The organism is Fulvivirga imtechensis AK7, assembly GCF_000331535.1.
In the GTDB taxonomy this organism is placed as follows: Bacteria; Bacteroidota; Bacteroidia; order Cytophagales; family Cyclobacteriaceae; genus Fulvivirga; species Fulvivirga imtechensis.
On sequence record NZ_AMZN01000071.1, the window covers coordinates 16,630 to 37,202 of the forward strand.

Here is a 20,573-nt window from a genome sequence, read left to right on the forward strand (position 1 = left end):
TTCTTAGCCCTACACGATATCCATTTTCAAGCTAAACAAGTAAATTAGTGGAGTGTATGCGATCGTAGATATAGAGACCACGGGAGGGTTTGCCGGGAAGAACAGGATCACGGAAATAGCCATTTTTCTGCACGATGGAGAGGCTATAGTAGACTCATATGAAACATTGGTTAATCCGGGACAGTATATTCCGTCCTACATCACCGGGCTTACCGGTATTAATCAACATATGGTAGAATCGGCACCCACCTTTGAAGAGGTGGCCGGGGAGGTCTTTGAGCTGCTTCGTGACAGGGTGTTCATCGCTCACAATGTGCATTTTGATTACTCTTTCCTAAAAAGGGAGTTTGAAAAGCTGAAGTTGCCTTTTAGTCCCAGGCGGTTATGTACTGTGCGGCTCAGCAGGGCGCTATATCCCGGACTACGGTCGTATGGCCTGGGCAACCTGTGTGAACAATTAGGGATAGAAATCAAAAACCGGCACAGGGCGGGTGGCGATGCTCATGCTACGGCCATTCTCTTTGATCAACTGATTAAAAAGGATTATGAATACATCAAACTGGCGCTAAAAAGGAACTCCAGGGAGACTACCCTGCCTCCCAATCTCCCCAAAGAGGAGTATGAGGCTTTGCCAGAACAGCCCGGAGTTTATTATTTTCATGATAAACATGGGGAGGTGATTTATGTGGGAAAGGCCATCGATATCAAGAAAAGGATTACAGGCCACTTTTCCGGCACCAGCAAGAACAAAAGAAATCAATACATTCGCAATGAAATACATCATATCAGCTATGAGCTTACCGGCAATGAGTTGATTGCCCTGCTACTGGAATCTCACGAGATCAAACGGTTATGGCCTAAGTATAACAGGGCTCAGAAATACATACCCAACCAATGGGGGATCTATAGCTATGAAGACAGGGAAGGCTATACGAGGCTGAACATAAGCAAGAAAGTGAAAGGTGTGCAACCGTTGGTGAGCTTCTATTCGCACTCTGATGCATGGCAGTTTTTGCTGGGAAAAGTTCGTGATTTTGAATTGTGTCCCAAGCTGGCAGGTATCCAGAAATCTGATGGCGCCTGCTACGACCTGCCTCTTGGCAAGTGTCGTGGTGCATGCGATCATCAGGAAAACCATCAAACATACAATGAGCGAGTACGACAGGCAGCAGAAAGCTTCTATGAACAGGACCGGTCTTTTGCTATTTTGGGAGCCGGCCGTACAGAGGAGGAACTCTCCATTGTGTTAGTGGAAAGGGGAAATTATCATGGCTTCGGCTTCTGTGACAGAGATTTACAAATGAGCAGCCTGGAAGAGGTGAAAATGGTGATCGACAGCTACAAGTCTACTATCGAAATTGATACCTACATCCAAAGCTATTTGAATAGCGCCGGGGCAGAGGTGATTGATTTTGAGTAAAGCTGGTCAGCTATACCAGTACCTACGACCACACCTGGTACGACTAACCTTACTTTTAGCTTTTGCCAATTTTGTGTACCTTCATTAAACTATTTTTTTTCTCAGGTTTCAGATCTCAGATCTCTAATATTTTAACAAGGATGTTCACGGCCAGGGTTTTAGGTATCTTTATAATTTTCTTTAGCCTCAGCATGCCATCGGTAGCACAGGTAATACATCTGCACAGTAAAGTGGCGGAGAAGATCATTCCGATCAACGAATTGTTGGTTTTCGAAGACTCTCTCGACAGGGCGACTTTTGCAGAGGTAAGACGCTCGCCCAGGCTGTTTTCTTTGATGCCAGGTTTTAAACCCAATGATTATAATCCGGAATCAGCTTATTGGGTGAAATTGACACTCCACATTCCTCAACCGGACGACCACCAGTGGCTGCTGGAGTTTTATGACCAAACTATAGATCATATAGAAGCCTATGTGCCGCAGGATGATGGCACATATAAACGCATGGTAATGGGCGACATGTATAATTTCAACCAAAAGCCCTTCAAACACAAAAACTTTGAGATACTACTAAGTTCAGAGTTTTCCGGGGTGAGAACATTCTATTTTAAAATAAAGTCCCATTCCTATGCTGATATCAGGATCGCTGTCAGAACTATTGATCGGTTTGTACACTATGCTCTTAAGGAGTACTTTTTGTACGGCATCTTCTATGGCATGATCGTAATTATCAGTTTGTACAATCTGCTGATATTCTCTGCTATACGTGAGGTTAAATACTTGTACTATACCTTTTATATCCTGAGTGTAGGTGTATACGCGATGTGTGTGGATGGTATTGCCTACCAGTTTTTATGGCCCGGGTGGCCAAAATGGAATCAGATCGCCCATGGCACCGCTCTTTTTTCATTGATATTCTGGGCAATGATCTTTGGGCAGCGGTTTCTTAACACCAGAGTACGAGCACCCAGGCTCCATAAGATCATTGTTGGTGTTTTGATCCTCAGGTCAGCATGGTATGTTCATGTACTGCTGTTTGATAATCGACTTTTTGAGTGGAGAAATATAGAGATCATACCATTGTCGCTGATATTTTACGCTGGTATAGACGTATGGATAAGGGGGTATAAACCAGCGAGGTTTTTCGTAATGGCCTACGGAGTATTGTTCCTTGGATTTCTCATCAAGGCCTTACTTAACTTGTCAGTTATCCCATTTTTGATATTATCCTACTATAGCCTTCACATTTGCTTCTTATTGGAAATGCTGTTTCTGACATTTGCGTTGAGCGACCGGGTGCGGATATTAAAGGATAACCGTGACCGGGCGTTGAAGAGGATAATCATCCAGCACCAGGAAAATGCTACGCTGAAAGATAAGGTCAACAAAGAGCTGGAAGATCTGGTAACGAGGCGTACAAAACAGTTGCAGGAGAAGAATTTGCTTCTGGAAGAAACTAACCAGAAGATGTTGGAGCAGGCCAAAGAGATCAACAAGATCAATTCTATGCTTGATCTCGACAATTGGAAGCTGAAGAACAACATCAAAGAAATTTTGCAGGATCGTTTGGTCAATAAAAACCTGACCCTGGAGCAGTTCGAAAAGATTTTCCCCGATCCGATCAGTTGTTATCGATTTTTGGAGCGATTGAAATGGGCAGGGGGGTATGAGTGTAGCAAGTGCGGTAATAATAAACACTCCACAGGGCATACAAAATTTTCCAGGCGCTGCTCCAAGTGTGGCTATGACGAGTCTGTCACCAGTAATACCGTGTTTCACCGCATAAAATTTCCAATAGAAAAGGCGTTTTACATCCTCTATCTCACCAACAACCGCCACAACCACTTCACTTTAGATGAGCTATCCGAAATGCTCGATCTCAGGAGAAACACCATCTGGACCTTTAAAAAGAAAATCGAAAGCCTCTATGACGGTCCGGAAAACAACCACAAGAGTATATTGATTAATGATCTTTTCTCTGCGCATCTAGCATAGTGCGAGTTGCAAGCTGTTGGCATTAAGCTACAAGCATTCACAAGACCGAAGTCGGAAGCACGGATACTGCAAGCTTCAAGCAAAATATCAATCGTCAACCAGTAAACCCCAAACCCCAAACCCCAAACATCAAACATCAAACACCAAACAGATTAACAAATAACGATTAACCATCAACGATTTCACAGATTCTGCTATTGATGTGCAAAATGAGATCGTTCCCACAACCAAAAACGTTCAAATCTTCATCTATCCTTGTTTTTAAAGCGCAATAACGAGCTCCTTTTCATACTATAAAAACCCCCTGATTTTCAAGACTATTGCTCTCATTGTTTGTTTTAATGTAAATGGAATCCTACAATTATTTCACGTTTGATTAACCCAGCGTAAAAAACATTGAAACCCTTAAAAAAATCTTATGAAAAAGTATTTACTGTTTATGTGTCTTTTCTTCGCCTCCGCAATGGCATTTGACGCAGCAGCTCAAATTGTGGTGCAGGGGCGGGTGACATCTTCGGATGATGGGGAGCCATTGCCCGGTGTGAATGTGTTAGTGGAAAACACTACCAAAGGAACAGTTACCGATGTAGATGGGAATTATTCCATTACACTTGATGGTGACGAAAATGTTCTTGTCTTTTCATTTATTGGTTTCGCCACGGAGCGCATTTCGGTGAGTGGGCGTAGTGTTATCGATGTATCATTGGCTAGTGATATTACTTCTTTGGATGAAGTGGTAGTCATTGGCTACGGTACGCTACAAGAAAGAGAACTGACCACTGCAATTACCACCCTGAAGACCGAGGAGATAACCAAAACACCCACCGGACAAGCCATGCAGGCATTGCAGGGAAAGGTGGCCGGTGTTCAGATTGTAAGCAACGGTGCGCCCGGAGCAGCGCCAACTGTTCGGGTCAGAGGGATCGGATCTTTCGAAGGTAATGCGGCTCCTCTTTATGTAGTAGATGGTATGTTTTTCGACAATATCGATTTTCTGAATACCAACGACATCGCTACTATCTCCATATTAAAAGATGCATCAGCTTCTGCCATTTATGGTATGAGAGCAGCCAATGGGGTAGTATTGATTGAGACTAAATCTGGCGCCTATGGGCAAGAGCCGGAAATTGTTTATGATGGATATGTAGGGATACAGGTTCCCCAGAATGTGATAAAAATGGCGAACTCCGAGCAATTTGTCAGGTACATCAATGAGGTAGGTGATCCTGCAGACCTGGCATTTGTGGATAATGCCTTTCAACGCTATGGAAGAAGCAGAGTAAACCCCAACGTGCCTGATGTCAACACCGACTGGTACGATGAGGTGATGGACCCTTCCACCATTCAAAACCATTCCCTTTCTTTCAATGGGGGCTCCGAGAGCACCAGGTACTCTATTGGCGGTAGCTATTTTGATCAGCAAGGGTTACTAAATGAAACCCGCAATGAGTTTAAACGCCTTACATTCCGGGCTAAATTGGATACGGATGTTAAGAAATGGCTCACCGTGGGAGGTAATCTAAATGTTAGTATGGCTCGTCAGTATGTTGGTGAAAATGCGGCCTGGTTTGATGCTTACTTTGCCGTACCCATCATGCCTGTGTATGATGAGCAGAATAGCAACGCTTCGCCTTTCCGGCTGGCTAATGCGCGACAACTGGGCTATAGAAATCGTCAAAACCCCTTTTTTCCATTATTGTACAATGACAACCGTAATAACATAGGTAAAGTGCTCGGCAATTTCCATCTGGATGTACACCTTTTGGAGGATAAGCTATCTTTTAAAACAGTGTACAACTATAGCATGGAAGCCATATCGGCACGCAATGTAGATTTTAACTATTCTGACGGAATGGAGAATGTACAGTCTGCATTGGTAAGGGAAACGGTGACGTCATTTGATCAGGTATGGGATAATTATGCGACATACAGGGACAACTGGGGCGCACATAACCTGACCTTGGTTGCAGGGTATTCTTTTAGAAGTGAATACAGAGAATTATTGTATGCAAGGGGTACAGAGATACAAGGGCTTGATAGAGACCAGGAGGAATTCTGGTACCTCTCGAGGGCAGCCAACATAAACATCAATGACATCAGAGATACTGATGGCAACACGTTGAATAGTCGTCTTTTTTACCAGTCAGTGTTCGGCAGGTTAGCGTACAATTACGATGGTCGATACTTGCTTTACAGCACATTTAGGAGAGATGGGAATAATAAATTCCAAACAAAATACGGCAACTTCGCCACTTTTGGTGCGGGTTGGGTGCTGTCTGAAGAGGCTTTCTTTGATGTCGGCTTTATAGATTTCCTGAAGTTCAGAGGAGGCTGGGGACAGTTGGGGAATGATGGTATCAGACCTGCTGAAGGTAGTCCAACTTTTGATGAAGGCAGACTTACTGTTATCAACGGGGCACCTGTAACCGGCAGATTTCTGAATCCTGCTTTTGATCGTATAACGGCCTTTGAAAAAACAGAAGAAATAAACGTAGGTATTACAGCTAATTTACTGGCAAGCAGACTTTCTTTCGAGGCCGATTATTTCATCAGAGATACCAAAGATCTGGCTGTAAATATAATACTTCCCGGTTTTAGAGAGCCAGTGCGAAGAAGTGTAGGCGAAATAAGAAATACCGGCTTTGAGTTCTCCATCGACTGGTCCGACCGGATATCAGATAAATGGGCATATTCAGTTGGAGGTAATTTAGCAACTCTGGAAAATGAGGTTAGAGGTTTAGGGGGAGCCAAAAGTCTTAATGCCGGTTCGGCAGAGTTCAGACAGATTTCGATTGTTGGAGAGCCTTTCGAAGCTTTTTATGGTTATGAACTGGTGGGTGTTTTCCAAAATGAGCAACAGATAAGCAATAGTGGCTATACACAGGAATTTTTAGCTGAAAATAATCTGCAACCAGGGGATTTTTACTTCAAAGATCAAAACGGAGATGGTGTGATCGATGATGAAGACAGGGTTATTTTAGGATCATACCTGCCCGATCTTACCTATGGATTTAATATAGCAGTTTCTTATGGCAATTTCGATCTCACTGCACACTTTCAGGGACAGGCTGGTAATAGCATTTTAAACAGAAAAAGAGGAGAGATCATTTTTACTAACGATACCAACCTGGATGCAGAACTGGCAGATAACCTGTGGCGTGGAGATGGCACCTCTAACAAATACCCATCCGCCGCAGGATTGAGAAAAGGATGGAACCAGAATATGAGCGAATATTTTGTCGAAAACGGCTCATATTTCAGGGTTCAGAACGTGCGTCTCTCCTACCTTTTTAAAGGCCAGATCTTAGGTTCTCAAATGCCTGAAACAAGAATAACTCTAACTGCTGAGCGACTGCTCACAGTGTTTGACTACAACGGGTTTAATCCTGAAGTAGCGGATGGTATCGACAGACAAGTGTACCCGATACCCGCGATCTACACAGTTGGGTTGAACATAAAACTTTAAGAATACAACTATGATACGAATAAAATACTGGAAATACACATTTGCATGGGTGCTGTCACTGCTGGTGATAATGTCATGCGATGTACTCGATGAGCCTCTTCAGAATGTAGAGCTTGAAGAAGAAACCGATTACACTAAATCGGAGGACATGGTCTTGCTTCTATATGGGGCCTACGGTGAATTCAACGATTTGCAATGGGAGACTTTCCCAACCATATCAGTAAGGGGTGATGATGTAAATGCAGCCGGAGATCAGGAGCCTTTGACGCAAACCGATGAATTTAAATACGACCGGAATTTCTGGATGTACAATTCTACCTGGCTGAACCTCTACAACGATATTTTCCTTTTTAACGGACTGATGGAAAGTATCAACTTCTATAAAGAATCAGGGGCAAATGCGGCAGAAGCAGATCAGTATATTGCTGAAATCAAGGTAATGCGTGCTTTTGAGCTGCTTCAAATAGCACGGTTGTGGGGAGATATCCTGGTGCCGGCCACTTCCGTACCTGCGGAGCTCGAAGACACTCCTTTGTCTACCTTTGAAGAAGCTATGCAGCACATTTCTGACCAGATGGATGAAGCTATATCTGATCTTCCCCCTGTAAGGCCCAACCAGCGTACTGATATACAAGGAGGTGTTACCAGATACACAGCATATGCAGTAAAAGCTATGGCCAATCTGGAGCTTAAAAACTATCAGAAAGTAGCTGATGCAACGGGTGAGATCATCGGTGCAGGGTTGTTTCATTTGGAGCCTGATTTCTATCAACTATTCAAAATACCCGGAAAACTAAGCGATGAAAGCCTGATGGAACTTCAATATTCTGATTTTGGTACCAGTTCAGGTACTTCAACTAGTTATCTCTGGGAGTTTTTTGGCCCGGGAGCTTACACACCAGCAGTAGCAGGTTCTGGCGGAGGTTGGGGTTTTTGGGAACCGACAGTAAAGTACATAAAATTCATGCTGGATCGTGGTGAGGAAGAGCGGCTGGTCACCAGTGTGATATTTACCCCAGATGGTATCGCTGAGATACAATCGGATCCGGAGTATGCTCCTTTGCCAGCTTTTATTTCAACTACATCTCCTGATGGTGATCAGTTTGAAAACCATACGCGCTATGATTTCCTAAGTGGGAAGCACTATCTACCGACAGTTCAACTAACGCCAGGAAGAACAAAATGGGGAGAGAATAATAACTTCAGGGTGATTCGATACGCTGAAGTTTTACTGATGCATGCAGAAGCGCTGGTAAATGGAGCCTCCAGCGCTGTGATGAGTGCCGATGATGCCGTGAACGAAGTGAGAGGGCGTGCGGGACTTGGCGCTATATCAGGAGTTACGCTTGATAATGTGCTCGATGAGAAATTTGCTGAATTTGCGATGGAATGGGGTATCCGCTTCTATGATTTGGTGCGCCATGGCAGAACCGCTGAATTGAATCATGATGGTATAATCTACGAGGAAGGAAAGGATCGCTTTCTTCCTTATCCTTTAGAACAGGTAGATGCTCTACCACAACTTCAAGATGGAAATTAAAATGACGATGATGAAAAAATTAACGCTATTAATAATAACTGTCCTGTCATTCTCTCTTGGATGTGACGATGGATACATAGATGATATTTCTGCTGTAGATCCGGGGGCGGATAAATCGGCTCCCGGAGTAACAATCAACTACCCGAATGAAGGTACTGCAATAAAGGTATATGACGAAGTTACCTCAATAAATATCAAATTCGAAGTGACGGATGATATTGAAATTAAAACAATTAAGCTCGCATTGAACGGTACAGAACTCACAACCTATAGTGAGTTTAAGGATTTCCGTAAAGTAATAGACGAATACCAGTATGAGAACCTGACCAACGGGAACCATACCCTTACAGTCACAGCTACAGACATTGAAGGTAAAAGCACTTCCAAATCAGTAAACTTTTCAAAAGAACCACCTTATGTTGCTAAATATGATGGAGAGATCTTTTACATGCCTTTTGATGGTGAAAATGTTGAGTTGGTAAGCGTGACTTTTCCAACAGTTGTGGGCACTCCGGGGTTTGCTGATGAAGGCAAAATGGGTGGTGATGCCTATGCAGGAGCTGTGAATTCCTATCTTACCTTTCCTATGGAAGGATTAACAGGTACTGAGTTTAGTGCGGTATTCTGGATGAAAGTTAATTCAGCTCCGGATCGTGCGGGTATTTTAGTGGCGGGGCCTGAAGATGAGGCAAATCCTACAGCACAAAATGACCGAACGGCAGGTTTTCGTTTTTTTAGGGAAAATGCCGCTGGAGCGCAACGCTTTAAACTTAACGTAGGAACAGGAGATAGCGACTCGTGGTTTGACGGTGGTAGCGCTGCCGATGTGGATCCGGATACTGATGAGTGGGTACACTTTGCATTTACAATATCAGGAGGCCATTCGGCCGTATACATTAATGGAGAAGTAGTGAGCCAGGGTAGCTTTCCAGGTGTGGACTGGTCCGGGGTAGATGTATTATCCATAATGTCCGGGGCACCACATTTTACCGAATGGGGACACTTGTCGGACGAAAGCTATCTTGATGAATTGCGCTTGTTCAATAAAGAATTATCACAAACAGAGATCCAAAATATCATTGCTGATGAAGGTGGAAGTGTGGGTGGAGGGCCTGAATTCGGAGAGATATTCTATATGCCATTTGATGGTAACTATACCGAGTCTGTCTCGGGCACAAGTGCAACAGAAGTAGGAACGCCAGGATTTGCAGGGGAAAGTTTACGGGGAAGTAATGCCTATGCAGGAGCTACAGATTCATATCTGACCTTTCCTTCAGGTGGTCTTGAAAATAGTGAATTTAGCGCCTCTTTCTGGTATAAATTAAATAATGATCCAAATCGTGCGGGTATTTTGGTCATTGGGCCCCCTGATCCTGACAATCCTGACGCTCAGAATGTGAGAACAAGCGGGTTTAGGTTTTTCAGGGAAGATGCTGGAGGAGACCAGAGATTTAAGTTAAATGTAGGAACAGGAGCCGGTGATGCATGGTTTGATGGTGGGGATGCGGCTGATCTTGACCCTGCAGTAGCTACTGATTGGGTGCATATGGCTTTTACTATCTCAGGTACCGAAGCGGTAATCTACATCAACGGTGAAATCGTATCGCAGGGAACATTTGATGGAGTCGACTGGACAGATTGCGACATCCTTTCCATAGGATCAGGCGCTCCCCGGTTCACAGGATGGGACCATCGGTCAGACCTCAGTTATATAGACGAACTAAGGATCTTTGATAAAGTGCTTACTCAGGCAGAGGTTCAGGATATAATTGATGCAAAATAGTAGCCATTGTTAAACAATTAAATTTTTCATAGTGAGTAGTTGATTAATGCAAATGAGGGCTTCGTGTAAAACCGGAGCCCCTCATTATCACTTAAAGGAATGTCTTTGAAAACTTTTTTCACATTTATACTTCTGATTATAGGGCTCAACGCTTGTAGCGATGATGAAGATCAGCACACTTCTTTTGAGCTACAGCGTGCTTCTATAGGCGGCATCGAACTCAGTCTGTCTGGAGCTATAGCCGAAAAAGCTCCTTTAGACAGGTCGATAGCGCTAACTTTTTCAGGCGTGGTTCAGGAGGCTTCTATGGCCAATGGCATTTCTGTAAAAGCCAATGATCAAAACATATCGATAGAGCTAACCCTCTCTTCTGGCAATACAGTGGTCATTCGGCCATCAACAATACTAGCAAGCAATACCGTTTATACCATTGAGGTATCTGATCAGTTGAGGAGCGAGGGAGGAGCCGCAGCAACTCCGACATCTGTCAGCTTCAAAACCAGGCCTGATGACCTTGAATTGCTCTCAGTTTTCATTGAGGGTGAAGAAGTTGTTCAGACACTGAGGCTTAGCAATGTGCCTGTTGATCTATCTATGACCTTCAACTTTTCATCGGCCATTGATAAAGCTTCTTTTGAGGAAGCATTGACCATCACCGGATTTTCCGCTCTTAATTTCACCCCGTCCAACGGAGATAAGACCATGATCATCAGCAGTACAACTGCTTTGCAGCATCTGAAAAAATACTATTTACAGTTGTCAGATGCGCTTTTAGGGCAGGACGGGGAGCCGTTTACCGGCTATGAATTGAATTTTTACACAGCCGTGGATTCTACTCCGAAATTTCCTGAGATTCCTGATGAAGAGCTTCTAACGAAGGTTCAGGAACAAACCTTCAAATATTTCTGGGACTTCGCACATCCGGTAAGTGGCATGACACGAGAGAGAAACACTTCAGGAGACGTGGTGACTACTGGGGGCTCTGGCTTTGGAGTTATGGCTATTGTTGTGGGCATAGAAAGGGGATTCATCACCAGGCAGCAAGGGGTAGACAGGCTTGAAACCATTGTCAATTTTCTGACCTCTGCTGATCGCTTTCATGGTGCATGGCCGCACTGGATGGATGGGAATACAGGTGATGTTATCCCGTTTAGTCAAAAAGACAATGGAGGTGATCTGGTGGAGACTGCATTGATGATACAAGGACTGCTGACCGTTAGGGAGTACCTGGATGATGCCGACCAACAGGAAGCGGCTATTCAGGAGAAGATCACGCAGCTTTGGGAAGAAGTGGATTGGGATTGGTACACCCGTGGCGGCGAGGATGTATTGTACTGGCACTGGTCGCCAGACTATGGCTGGGAGATGAATCACCAGGTAAGAGGATGGAATGAGGCCCTAATAGTTTACGTGTTGGCAGCTTCGTCACCTACTCATGCCATAAATGCTGATGTTTATCACAATGGCTGGGCTGAAGATGGTGATATAAAAAATGGTAACGAGTACTACGGCATTACCTTGCCGCTTGGAAACGGAAAGGGTGGTCCCTTATTCTTTGCACATTATTCATTTCTTGGACTTGACCCACGCAATCTGGAAGATCAGTATTCCAATTACTGGACTCAAAATGTTAACCATACTTTGATCAATAGGGCCTACACTGCAGCCAACCCTTTAAATTATGTCGGCTATGGCATTTATAGCTGGGGCCTGACTGCCAGTGACAACCATCAGGGCTATGCTGCACATTCACCGGATAATGACCTGGGTGTGATCACGCCAACAGCGGCTCTATCATCGATGCCATATACACCCGAATATTCAATGGATGCCTTGCATCACTTCTATTATTTGCTAGGAGATAAGTTATGGGGACAATACGGGTTTTATGATGCCTTCAATTTTACAGAACAGTGGGTGGCTGACTCTTATCTGGCTATAGATCAGGGGCCTGTTATAATCATGATAGAAAACTACCGTACAGGGCTTCTTTGGGACCTTTTTATGAGCAATACGGAAATTGCAACCGGATTGAACAAACTAAATTTTACATCATACTAATTTGAAAACACTAATGACTAGACACTTTTACATATTTATAGTTTTAATCCTGATCATCGCCTCCTGTGGGCAAAAGCCGCAGACTTCTGAAGAATTGCATAACGGAGCAAAAAATACCATTTCAGATGACTCTCTGATGACTCTTGTTCAGTACCAAACCTTCCAGTATTTCTGGGACAATGCCGAGCCGGTATCCGGACTTGGCAGGGAAAGGACACATATGGATGGTATTTACCCTCAGGATGACAAAAACGTGGTGACTACCGGAGGTTCTGGTTTTGGCTTAATGGCTATTTTGGTCGGAATCGAACGAGGTTTCATCACCAGAGAGGAAGGACTGGAGCGGTTTCAGAAAATAGTAAGCTATCTGCATACCGCTGACCGGTTTCATGGCGCCTGGCCTCATTGGTTGGAAGGCGAAACAGGCAAGGTAAAGCCTTTTAGCCCTAAAGATGATGGAGGAGACCTCGTGGAAACAGCCTTTCTTGTTCAGGGCTTACTGACGGTGAGGGAGTATTTTAAAAACGGCAGCGAACAGGAAAAAGCGCTGGCGGCAAAAATTGATGAGCTATGGCGCGGGGTTGAGTGGGATTGGTATACAAAAGGAGGTGAAAACGTGCTGTACTGGCATTGGTCTCCGAATAACGGCTGGGATATGAACTTCCCGGTAGGTGGCTACAACGAATGCCTGATCATGTATGTGCTGGCAGCAGCTTCTCCTACTTATCCCATCGAGCCGGAGGTATATCATCAGGGTTGGGCCCGTAACGATTCCATAGCCATGGATACCACATACCTGGGCTATGAAACAGTGCTCGACCACTATGAACACAACAATGATCCTGTTGGACCGCTGTTCTGGGCGCACTATTCGTATTTAGGGCTGGATCCACGAAACCTTAAAGACAAATATGCAGACTATTGGAAACTGAATCAGAACCATGCACTGATCCACTATGAGTACTGTGTGCGCAACCCAAAAAATTATGAAGGGTATGGTAAGAGTTGTTGGGGGCTCACCTCAAGCTATTCACCCACCGGTTATGCCGGGCACCAACCCAGCAACGACCTTGGTGTCATATCACCAACGGCAGCCTTGTCATCATTTCCCTATACACCTGATCAAAGCATGGATTTTCTGCGATTTCTATACACAGATGCTGATTCTCTGGTAGGAGAATACGGACCCTATGATGCTTTCAGCCTCGAAAAGGACTGGTATCTGCCCCGCTACCTGGCCATAGACCAGGGGCCTATTCCGGTGATGATCGAAAACCATCGCAGCGGACTATTGTGGGAGCTGTTCATGCAGGCCCCGGAGGTAAAAGAAGGATTAACGAAACTGGGATTTTCTTATGAGTAAGATGCTAGCTATATCGACAGTAATGTTTTTCATGTTAAGCACAGGCGGTATGACACAAGATAGAAGTGCATTTGAGAGCAAACACTTTATTAATGATGGAGATACTTTGCTTTACCGCATCCTCTGGCCTGAAAATTTTGACAAGTCAAAGAAATACCCGCTGGTAATATTTCTTCATGGCGCAGGAGAGCGTGGCAATGACAACAAAAAACAACTCGTACACGGAAGTTCGCTATTCATGGAAAAGCGTTCCAACCACCCTGCAATAGTGATCTTTCCGCAATGCCCAAAAGAAGACTACTGGTCAAGTATAAAATCGAGGTACAACAATGGAGAAAGAGAATTCTATTTTGAAGAGGATAGCGAGCCGACTAATGCATTAAAGAATGTCTCAGATCTGCTGGATGCTCTGCTGCATGAGACTTTTGTAAACACTCGTCAGGTATACATTGCAGGCCTTTCTATGGGCGGAATGGGTACCTACGAATTGGTTGGACTCAGACCGGAGACTTTTGCGGCTGCTTTTGCTATCTGTGGAGCCGGAAATCCTAAAATGGCAAAAAAATACGCTGAAAAGGTTCCCTTTTGGATATTCCATGGTGCCAAGGATGATGTTGTACCCCCAAGGGGCTCCGAGGTAATGGTCGAGGCTTTGAAGAAAGAAGGTGGAGATGTGAAATATACACTTTATCCAAATGCTAATCATAATAGCTGGGACAGCGCTTTTGCAGAGCCTGAGCTGCTACCCTGGCTTTTTTCAAACAAGAAGTAATATAAAAAATGATAAAAAGATTTTTACCGATACTGATTTTAGGATACAGCACACTCACTTGTGCGCAGGAAAGGAATGGAAAAACAGTCGATTCCCACATAGATTCACTGTTGAGTGTGATGACACTTGAAGAAAAGATTGGGCAGATGACTCTTTATACCAGCGGCTGGGATGTGACAGGGCCTACACTTAATGAAAATTATAAAGAGGACCTGAAGGCCGGTAAAGTAGGAGCGCTGTTCAATGCGCATACAGTAAAATACAACAGCGACCTTCAGCGCATGGCAGTGGAAGAGACTCGTCTGGGCATCCCCTTACTCTTTGGGTATGATGTAATCCACGGGCACAGGACCATCTTTCCATTACCGTTGGCGGAAGCCTCCTCCTGGAACCTCGATCTGATCAAAGAAACGGCCCGTCTGTCGGCTAAAGAAGCGGCTGCCTCGGGCCTGAACTGGACATTTAATCCTATGGTCGACATAGCACGTGATCCGCGCTGGGGCCGGATTGCGGAAGGCTCAGGGGAAGACACTTACCTGGGTAGCCTTATCGCCAAAGCAAAAGTAGAAGGCTACCAGGGGGATGACCTAAGCGACCCGTTTACCGTATTGGCTTGTGTAAAGCACTTTGCTGCCTACGGAGCTTCTCAGGCAGGCCGTGATTACCATACGGTGGATATGTCAGACCGTGTGCTCAGGGAGACATACCTGCCACCCTACAAAGCGGCTATAGATGCAGGAGCTGCCACCGTAATGACTTCATTCAACGAATTGCATGGGGTTCCTGCTTCGGGAAGCAGGTACCTGATGACTGAAATTTTAAGAGAAGAATGGAGGTTTAAGGGGTTTGTGGTAACAGATTATACCTCAATCAACGAAATGGTGCCCCATGGAGTAGTGGCCAATGAAAAAGAGGCCGCAGACCTTGCGCTGAATGCCGGTGTCGATATGGATATGCAAGGGGGTGTTTATAATGACCACCTGGCTACGTTGGTGAACGAGGGTAAGGTTTCTGAAAAGCAGGTCGATGAGGCAGTAAGGAGAATACTGGAAATGAAGTGGAGGCTTGGATTGTTCAAAGACCCATACCGTTACCTCGATGAAAAAAGAGAGCTGCAGGTGCTGTTTTCGAAGGAGCTGATGGATCATGCGCTGGTTTCGGCACGTGAATCTATTGTACTATTGAAAAACGAACCTTACAACAACAAAAAGCTGCTCCCAATAGCCAATGATGTCAAATCTATAGCTCTTATTGGTCCTCTGGGCGATAATCAGATAGACATGCTGGGCACATGGCATGCCTCCGGTGATGCCAATAAGGTAGTTACTGTACTTCAGGGACTGAAAGAAGCGTTCCCAAAGGCAAAGATCACTTATACTAAAGGAGCGGATTTCATGGGAAGCGACAAAAGTGGTTTCGAAGAAGCAACAAAAAACGCCAGGGCAGCAGACCTGGTAATTATGGCTGTTGGTGAAAACCATCAGCAAAGTGGAGAGGCAGCCAGCAGGTCAGGGCTGGATCTCCCGGGAGTGCAGCAGGAGTTGGTTGAGGCAATATATCAGACGGGAAAGCCGATTGTCGCCCTGGTAATGGCCGGTCGTCCGCTGACCATTGGGTGGATGGATGAAAATATTCCTGCTATTGTGAATACATGGCACTTGGGTACCATGGCCGGGAAGGCCATCGCTGAGGTGTTGGCAGGGAAGTATAATCCTTCAGGAAAGCTGACCATCACCTTCCCTCGCAATGTAGGTCAGATACCGATCTACTACAGTATGAAAAACACCGGACGCCCTTTCGATGCTGATTCAAAATACACCAGTAAGTATTTGGATGTATCTAACGAACCATTATATCCTTTCGGCTACGGTCTTAGCTACACTACTTTTGAATACGGGGAGCCGAAGCTCAGTAAAATCGAAATAAAGGAGCATGAAAATCTGACCATAGAGGTGATGGTGAAGAATACTGGGGAGTACGAAGGGCAGGAAGTGGTACAGCTTTACGTTAGGGACCTGGTGGGAAGCGTTACAAGGCCTGTGAAAGAGCTAAAAGGTTTTGAGAAAATAAGTTTGAAGCCCGGAGAAAGCAAGGTGGTGACGTTTACGATAAATTCGGATAATCTGAAATTTTACACTAGAGATATGTCATATAGAGTTGAACCCGGTGAATTTTTGATCACAATAGGGCCAAACTCGGCAGAAGGAAAGACAGCTCAGTTTACATTAAAATAACATGAGTTCGATATAAAATACTTAAAAGAATACGTGGTCATGCTGAGGGCAGGAAGTATCTTCCTAAGTTGTGAATAGTACCCTTGAACTTAGTAAGATCAGTCATTCTGAATGACCTTAAAAAGAGGATCTTTTCACAAAGGGGTATAAACCGAAGAACAGTTTTCAGTCTCATAGGGGATTAGGTTGAATATAAAAGGCTTCGGCCCCTTTTGTGAAAAGACCATTAACAGAAACACTATGACTTTATCCGGCAGATACTTTATACTCCTATTGATAAGTGGCTTTTTTTATTCTTGCGATAACCCGCATCATACACAAAGTGATTCAGACGGGTTGGTACTTGAAAAAACTTCAGATACTCCTCCAATGAATGTGATCTTCATATTGAGTGACGACCACAGGTACGATTTTATGGGGTTTACCGGGAAAGTGCCTTTTTTACAAACACCTAACATGGATAAAATGGCAAAAGAAGGGACGCACATTCACAATGCATTCGTTACTACTTCACTCTGCTCACCCAGCCGTGCTTCAATCCTAACAGGCCAGTTTTCTCACCGCCACCAGGTAGTCGATAACCAGTCTCCGGTACCCGACAGGGCAATATTTTTTCCACAATACTTGCAAAAATACGGATACGAAACTTCCTTTTTTGGTAAATGGCACATGGGGGAACACCATGCCAATCCCAGAAAGGGATTTGACTACTGGGTAAGCTTTAAAGGACAGGGAGTTTACTATAATCCTACACTAAACATTGATGGGGAGGAAGTAGAATACACTGACAGCACCTATATCACCGATTTGCTGACAGAGAAGGCTATAGAATGGCTTGGGAAAAGAAAGAAAGACAAGCCGTTCTTCATGTACCTGTCACACAAGGGCGTACATTCGGAATTTTCGCCGGCAAAAAGGCATCAAGATGTATATGAAGGTACAAAACCGCAATACCCGCCAACCATGTTTCCGGCAAGTGCCGATACCACGAAGTACAACTATAAAGACGTACCTGATTGGGTGAAAAAACAACGCCATAGCTGGCATGGCGTAGACTACATGTACCACGGGCAGATCAATTTTGATGAATTTTATGAAAACTATAATGAAACCCTGCTCTCCATAGATGAAAGTATTGGGGACGTGCTAAGTTATCTGGAAGAAAATGATCTCCTTGAATCAACTTTGGTTTTCTATATGGGAGACAACGGCTTCTCATTTGGCGAACACGGACTCATAGATAAACGACATGCTTATGAAGAATCAATACGCGTACCCTTGCTGGCTTACGGAGGTGGACAGCTATTGCAAAAAGATAGCGTTGGCCAGTTGATTCAGAATATCGACATAGCTCCTACGATCCTGGCCCTGGCAGGACTTGAAAAGCCAGCCAACATGGACGGACAATCTTTTGTGCCGCTGCTGAAGGGAGAGACTCCTGAATGGAGAGATCGCATCTACTATGAATATTTTTGGGAGCGACCCTTTCCGCAAACCCCCACGGTGCATGCTGTAAGAACGGATAAGTACAAATACATCAGGTACTACGGCATATGGGATATCAACGAACTCTACGACATCGAAAATGATCCGATGGAAATGAACAACCTGATCAGAAGTGAAGAGCACCAACCCATCGCCAAAGAATTAAGAGCAGATCTCTTCAATTGGCTAGAGCGAACAGGAGGCATGCAGATCCCGCTCAAAGAAGACCGCGGAGCAAGATTTGATCATGGTTATAAAAACACGTACTAGTAGGAAAAGATCTTTTAAAACCCAGTTTATTTGACCAAAAGAGATTAGTAGCTGGCGCAAGTGTTAAGCTATAGCGTCACTTGTACCTTAACCGAAATTCCAGTCTTCAGACTGGTAGATTTATGCTAAAAAGCTGTAATATCACCAAATTAATTATCAAAAAACTAAATCCAAATCACCGGTTTGCTAATAAGACAAGTTTTGCTTTTGCTTATAGCAGGAGTGCTACTAACCTGCAATCCCAATCCCACAGCCCCTGAAGGGATGGTATATTTTGCCGGAGGTGATATAACCATCGGCTCAGAGCATGGTTTAACAAACGAAGCACCAACCTTTGAAGCAGAAATAGCCCCCTTTTTTATTGATAAACACCCTGTCACGGTAGCGCAGTTCAGAGCGTTTGTACAGACGACCGGATACAAAACCGATGCTGAAAAATTTGGAAACTCTGCCCTTTTCAACTATAAAAAGCTTATATACGAGTTAGTGGATAGTGTCACCTGGCAGCAGCCACTTGGCCCCAATGGTGCTCCGGCTAAAGATAACCATCCCATAACCCATGTTAGCTGGAATGATGCCATGGCCTATGCTTCATGGGCTGGCAAGAGGCTGCCACACGAATATGAATGGGAATTTGCCGCCCGAAATGGTAAAAACACCAATGACAAATACAGTTGGGGAAACAGCCTCACCGATAACAATGGTGTATTTAAAGCTAATGTATGGCAAGGACATTTTCCCGATACCAACACAGTAGCTGACGACTTTGCCCATACCTCACCCGTTGGTGCCTTCGGAATAACATCATGCGGTATGTCTGACATGGGTGGAAATGTATGGGAATGGTGTAGTAATATCTTCGAGTTGTATCCGGGGAATCATTATCCTTACCAAAAAGATCCAAATGTAAAAGTGATCAGAGGCGGCTCCTTTATGTGTGATTCACTGGTCTGTCATGGCTACCGCGTTTCAGCCCGCCAGTTTACCTCCCGCGAAACCTCCAACTTCCATATGGGCTTCCGCTGTGCCATGGATGTTGACAGGCGAACATCAAACCCCAAACATCAAACACCAAACCAAAACACAACAATAAAAACCACATATAAATCGTACCTTAGTAATGACAAAAGATTTTAATCTATGACCAACGAACCCTCACCCTTGCAGTGGTACGTGTCCCCACGTACCGTCATCATTACAATCATCACCACCCCAATGGTACGTGTCCCCACCCCAATGGTACGTGTCCCCACGTACCATCACTACCATCACCATCACTTTACCATCGCAATCATCACAATCATCGCAATACTCTTCATGACACCACTATTCTCAAACGCCCAAAAGCTAGACATCCAGGGCCATCGCGGTGCCCGGGGTATGATGCCGGAAAACACAATCCCCGCCTTTAAGTATGCACTGGACCAGGGAGTAACCACATTAGAGTTGGACGTGGTGATCACAAAAGATAAACGCGTAGTAGTATCACACGAACCCTGGATGTCATCTGATATATGCCTGATGCCCGACAACTCAAAAATAAAGAACGAAAAGAAATACAATATTTATGAGATGACCTATGCAGAAGTAGAAGCATTTGATTGCGGAGGGTTAAACAACACCAGGTTTCCGGAGCAGCAAAGTATAAGCGTAAGCAAACCCCTGCTCAGCGATGTGATTAAAGAAGTAGAAAAACACATAAAAAGTTATACCCGGTATGAGGTTGATTACAATATCGAGATTAAAAGCACTGAAGAAGGGGACGATAAATTTCACCCTTCAGTTGAAGAGTTTTCCGATCTGGTTTACGCTCTTATTAACCAGTATCTACCGATGGAGCGTATAGTGATCCAGTCTTTTGATTTCCGGGTCTTAAAGTACTGGCATAAGAAGTATCCAAAAGTCAGACTGGCTGCGCTGGTAGAGAATACCAAGTCTATAGAGACTAATCTTGCCAACATTGGCTTTATTCCGCAGATCTATAGCCCTTACTATAAATTGCTTTCAAAAAAAACAGTCAAAGAACTGCATGATAAAAAGATAAAAGTTATTCCCTGGACTGTAAATGAGGAGAAGGAAATGCAGGAACTGGTAAACTGGGGAGTTGATGGGATAATAACCGATTACCCCAACATGGCTAAACAATTGGGCCTAACTTTACCTTTACCAGATAATAAAAAGTGAT

General features: G+C 44.4%; 12 protein-coding genes. All 12 read left to right on the forward strand.

Annotated features, from left to right (window positions below):
* The first annotated feature begins 52 nt into the window (after nucleotides 1-52).
* The 12 genes from C900_RS20355 to C900_RS20410 all read left to right on the forward strand — a co-directional run bounded on the left by C900_RS20355 (nucleotide 53) and on the right by C900_RS20410 (nucleotide 20,572).
* Nucleotides 53-1,420: an exonuclease domain-containing protein gene (locus C900_RS20355; protein WP_009582079.1), complete on the forward strand. Its 1,368-nt coding sequence runs from the start codon at nucleotides 53-55 to the stop codon at nucleotides 1,418-1,420.
* A gap of 140 nt (nucleotides 1,421-1,560) precedes the next feature.
* Nucleotides 1,561-3,414 carry a 7TM diverse intracellular signaling domain-containing protein gene (locus C900_RS20360; protein WP_040497187.1) on the forward strand — a complete coding sequence of 618 codons (1,854 nt, stop codon included), beginning with the start codon at nucleotides 1,561-1,563 and terminating at the stop codon, nucleotides 3,412-3,414.
* Nucleotides 3,415-3,832: 418 nt separating this feature from the next.
* On the forward strand, nucleotides 3,833-6,880 hold the full coding sequence (locus tag C900_RS20365) for a SusC/RagA family TonB-linked outer membrane protein (RefSeq protein WP_009582081.1): 3,048 nt from the start codon (nucleotides 3,833-3,835) through the stop codon (nucleotides 6,878-6,880).
* A gap of 10 nt (nucleotides 6,881-6,890) precedes the next feature.
* Nucleotides 6,891-8,420: a RagB/SusD family nutrient uptake outer membrane protein gene (locus tag C900_RS20370; RefSeq protein ID WP_009582082.1), complete on the forward strand. Its 1,530-nt coding sequence runs from the start codon at nucleotides 6,891-6,893 to the stop codon at nucleotides 8,418-8,420.
* Nucleotides 8,421-8,427: 7 nt separating this feature from the next.
* Nucleotides 8,428-10,203 carry a LamG-like jellyroll fold domain-containing protein gene (locus C900_RS30695; RefSeq protein WP_009582083.1) on the forward strand — a complete coding sequence of 592 codons (1,776 nt, stop codon included), beginning with the start codon at nucleotides 8,428-8,430 and terminating at the stop codon, nucleotides 10,201-10,203.
* A 99-nt stretch (nucleotides 10,204-10,302) separates the two neighbouring features.
* Nucleotides 10,303-12,264: a glucoamylase family protein gene (locus C900_RS20380; protein WP_009582084.1), complete on the forward strand. Its 1,962-nt coding sequence runs from the start codon at nucleotides 10,303-10,305 to the stop codon at nucleotides 12,262-12,264.
* Nucleotides 12,265-12,277: 13 nt separating this feature from the next.
* On the forward strand, nucleotides 12,278-13,627 hold the full coding sequence (locus tag C900_RS20385; RefSeq protein ID WP_009582085.1) for a glucoamylase family protein: 1,350 nt from the start codon (nucleotides 12,278-12,280) through the stop codon (nucleotides 13,625-13,627).
* The gene (locus tag C900_RS20390) at nucleotides 13,620-14,399 is read left to right on the forward strand and encodes a carboxylesterase family protein (protein ID WP_221408151.1); all 780 of its coding nucleotides are present in this window, start codon (nucleotides 13,620-13,622) and stop codon (nucleotides 14,397-14,399) included. The genes C900_RS20385 and C900_RS20390 overlap by 8 nt, the downstream gene beginning before the upstream one ends.
* A gap of 8 nt (nucleotides 14,400-14,407) precedes the next feature.
* Entirely contained in the window at nucleotides 14,408-16,633 is a 2,226-nt protein-coding gene (locus tag C900_RS20395; protein WP_040497189.1) for a glycoside hydrolase family 3 N-terminal domain-containing protein, read from the forward strand.
* Nucleotides 16,634-16,873: 240 nt separating this feature from the next.
* On the forward strand, nucleotides 16,874-18,388 hold the full coding sequence (locus tag C900_RS20400) for a sulfatase family protein (protein ID WP_009582089.1): 1,515 nt from the start codon (nucleotides 16,874-16,876) through the stop codon (nucleotides 18,386-18,388).
* 183 nt (nucleotides 18,389-18,571) lie between these two features.
* Nucleotides 18,572-19,525 carry a formylglycine-generating enzyme family protein gene (locus C900_RS20405; RefSeq protein ID WP_185113985.1) on the forward strand — a complete coding sequence of 318 codons (954 nt, stop codon included), beginning with the start codon at nucleotides 18,572-18,574 and terminating at the stop codon, nucleotides 19,523-19,525.
* Between the two features lie 3 nt (nucleotides 19,526-19,528).
* A complete protein-coding gene (locus C900_RS20410; protein WP_245558464.1) occupies nucleotides 19,529-20,572 on the forward strand; it encodes a glycerophosphodiester phosphodiesterase in 1,044 nt (347 codons plus the stop codon).
* Nucleotide 20,573 lies beyond the last annotated feature (1 nt).

Bases quoted from the DNA above. Each gene is read 5' to 3' on its own strand.
- C900_RS20390 (WP_221408151.1), top strand. From the start codon at position 13,620: ATGAGTAAGATGCTAGCTATATCGACAGTAATGTTTTTCATGTTAAGC.
- C900_RS20360 (WP_040497187.1), top strand. From the start codon at position 1,561: ATGTTCACGGCCAGGGTTTTAGGTATCTTTATAATTTTCTTTAGCCTC.
- C900_RS20380 (WP_009582084.1), top strand. From the start codon at position 10,303: ATGTCTTTGAAAACTTTTTTCACATTTATACTTCTGATTATAGGGCTC.
- C900_RS30695 (WP_009582083.1), top strand. From the start codon at position 8,428: ATGATGAAAAAATTAACGCTATTAATAATAACTGTCCTGTCATTCTCT.
- C900_RS20370 (WP_009582082.1), top strand. From the start codon at position 6,891: ATGATACGAATAAAATACTGGAAATACACATTTGCATGGGTGCTGTCA.
- C900_RS20395 (WP_040497189.1), top strand. From the start codon at position 14,408: ATGATAAAAAGATTTTTACCGATACTGATTTTAGGATACAGCACACTC.
- C900_RS20385 (WP_009582085.1), top strand. From the start codon at position 12,278: ATGACTAGACACTTTTACATATTTATAGTTTTAATCCTGATCATCGCC.
- C900_RS20410 (WP_245558464.1), top strand. From the start codon at position 19,529: ATGACCAACGAACCCTCACCCTTGCAGTGGTACGTGTCCCCACGTACC.
- C900_RS20400 (WP_009582089.1), top strand. From the start codon at position 16,874: ATGACTTTATCCGGCAGATACTTTATACTCCTATTGATAAGTGGCTTT.
- C900_RS20365 (WP_009582081.1), top strand. From the start codon at position 3,833: ATGAAAAAGTATTTACTGTTTATGTGTCTTTTCTTCGCCTCCGCAATG.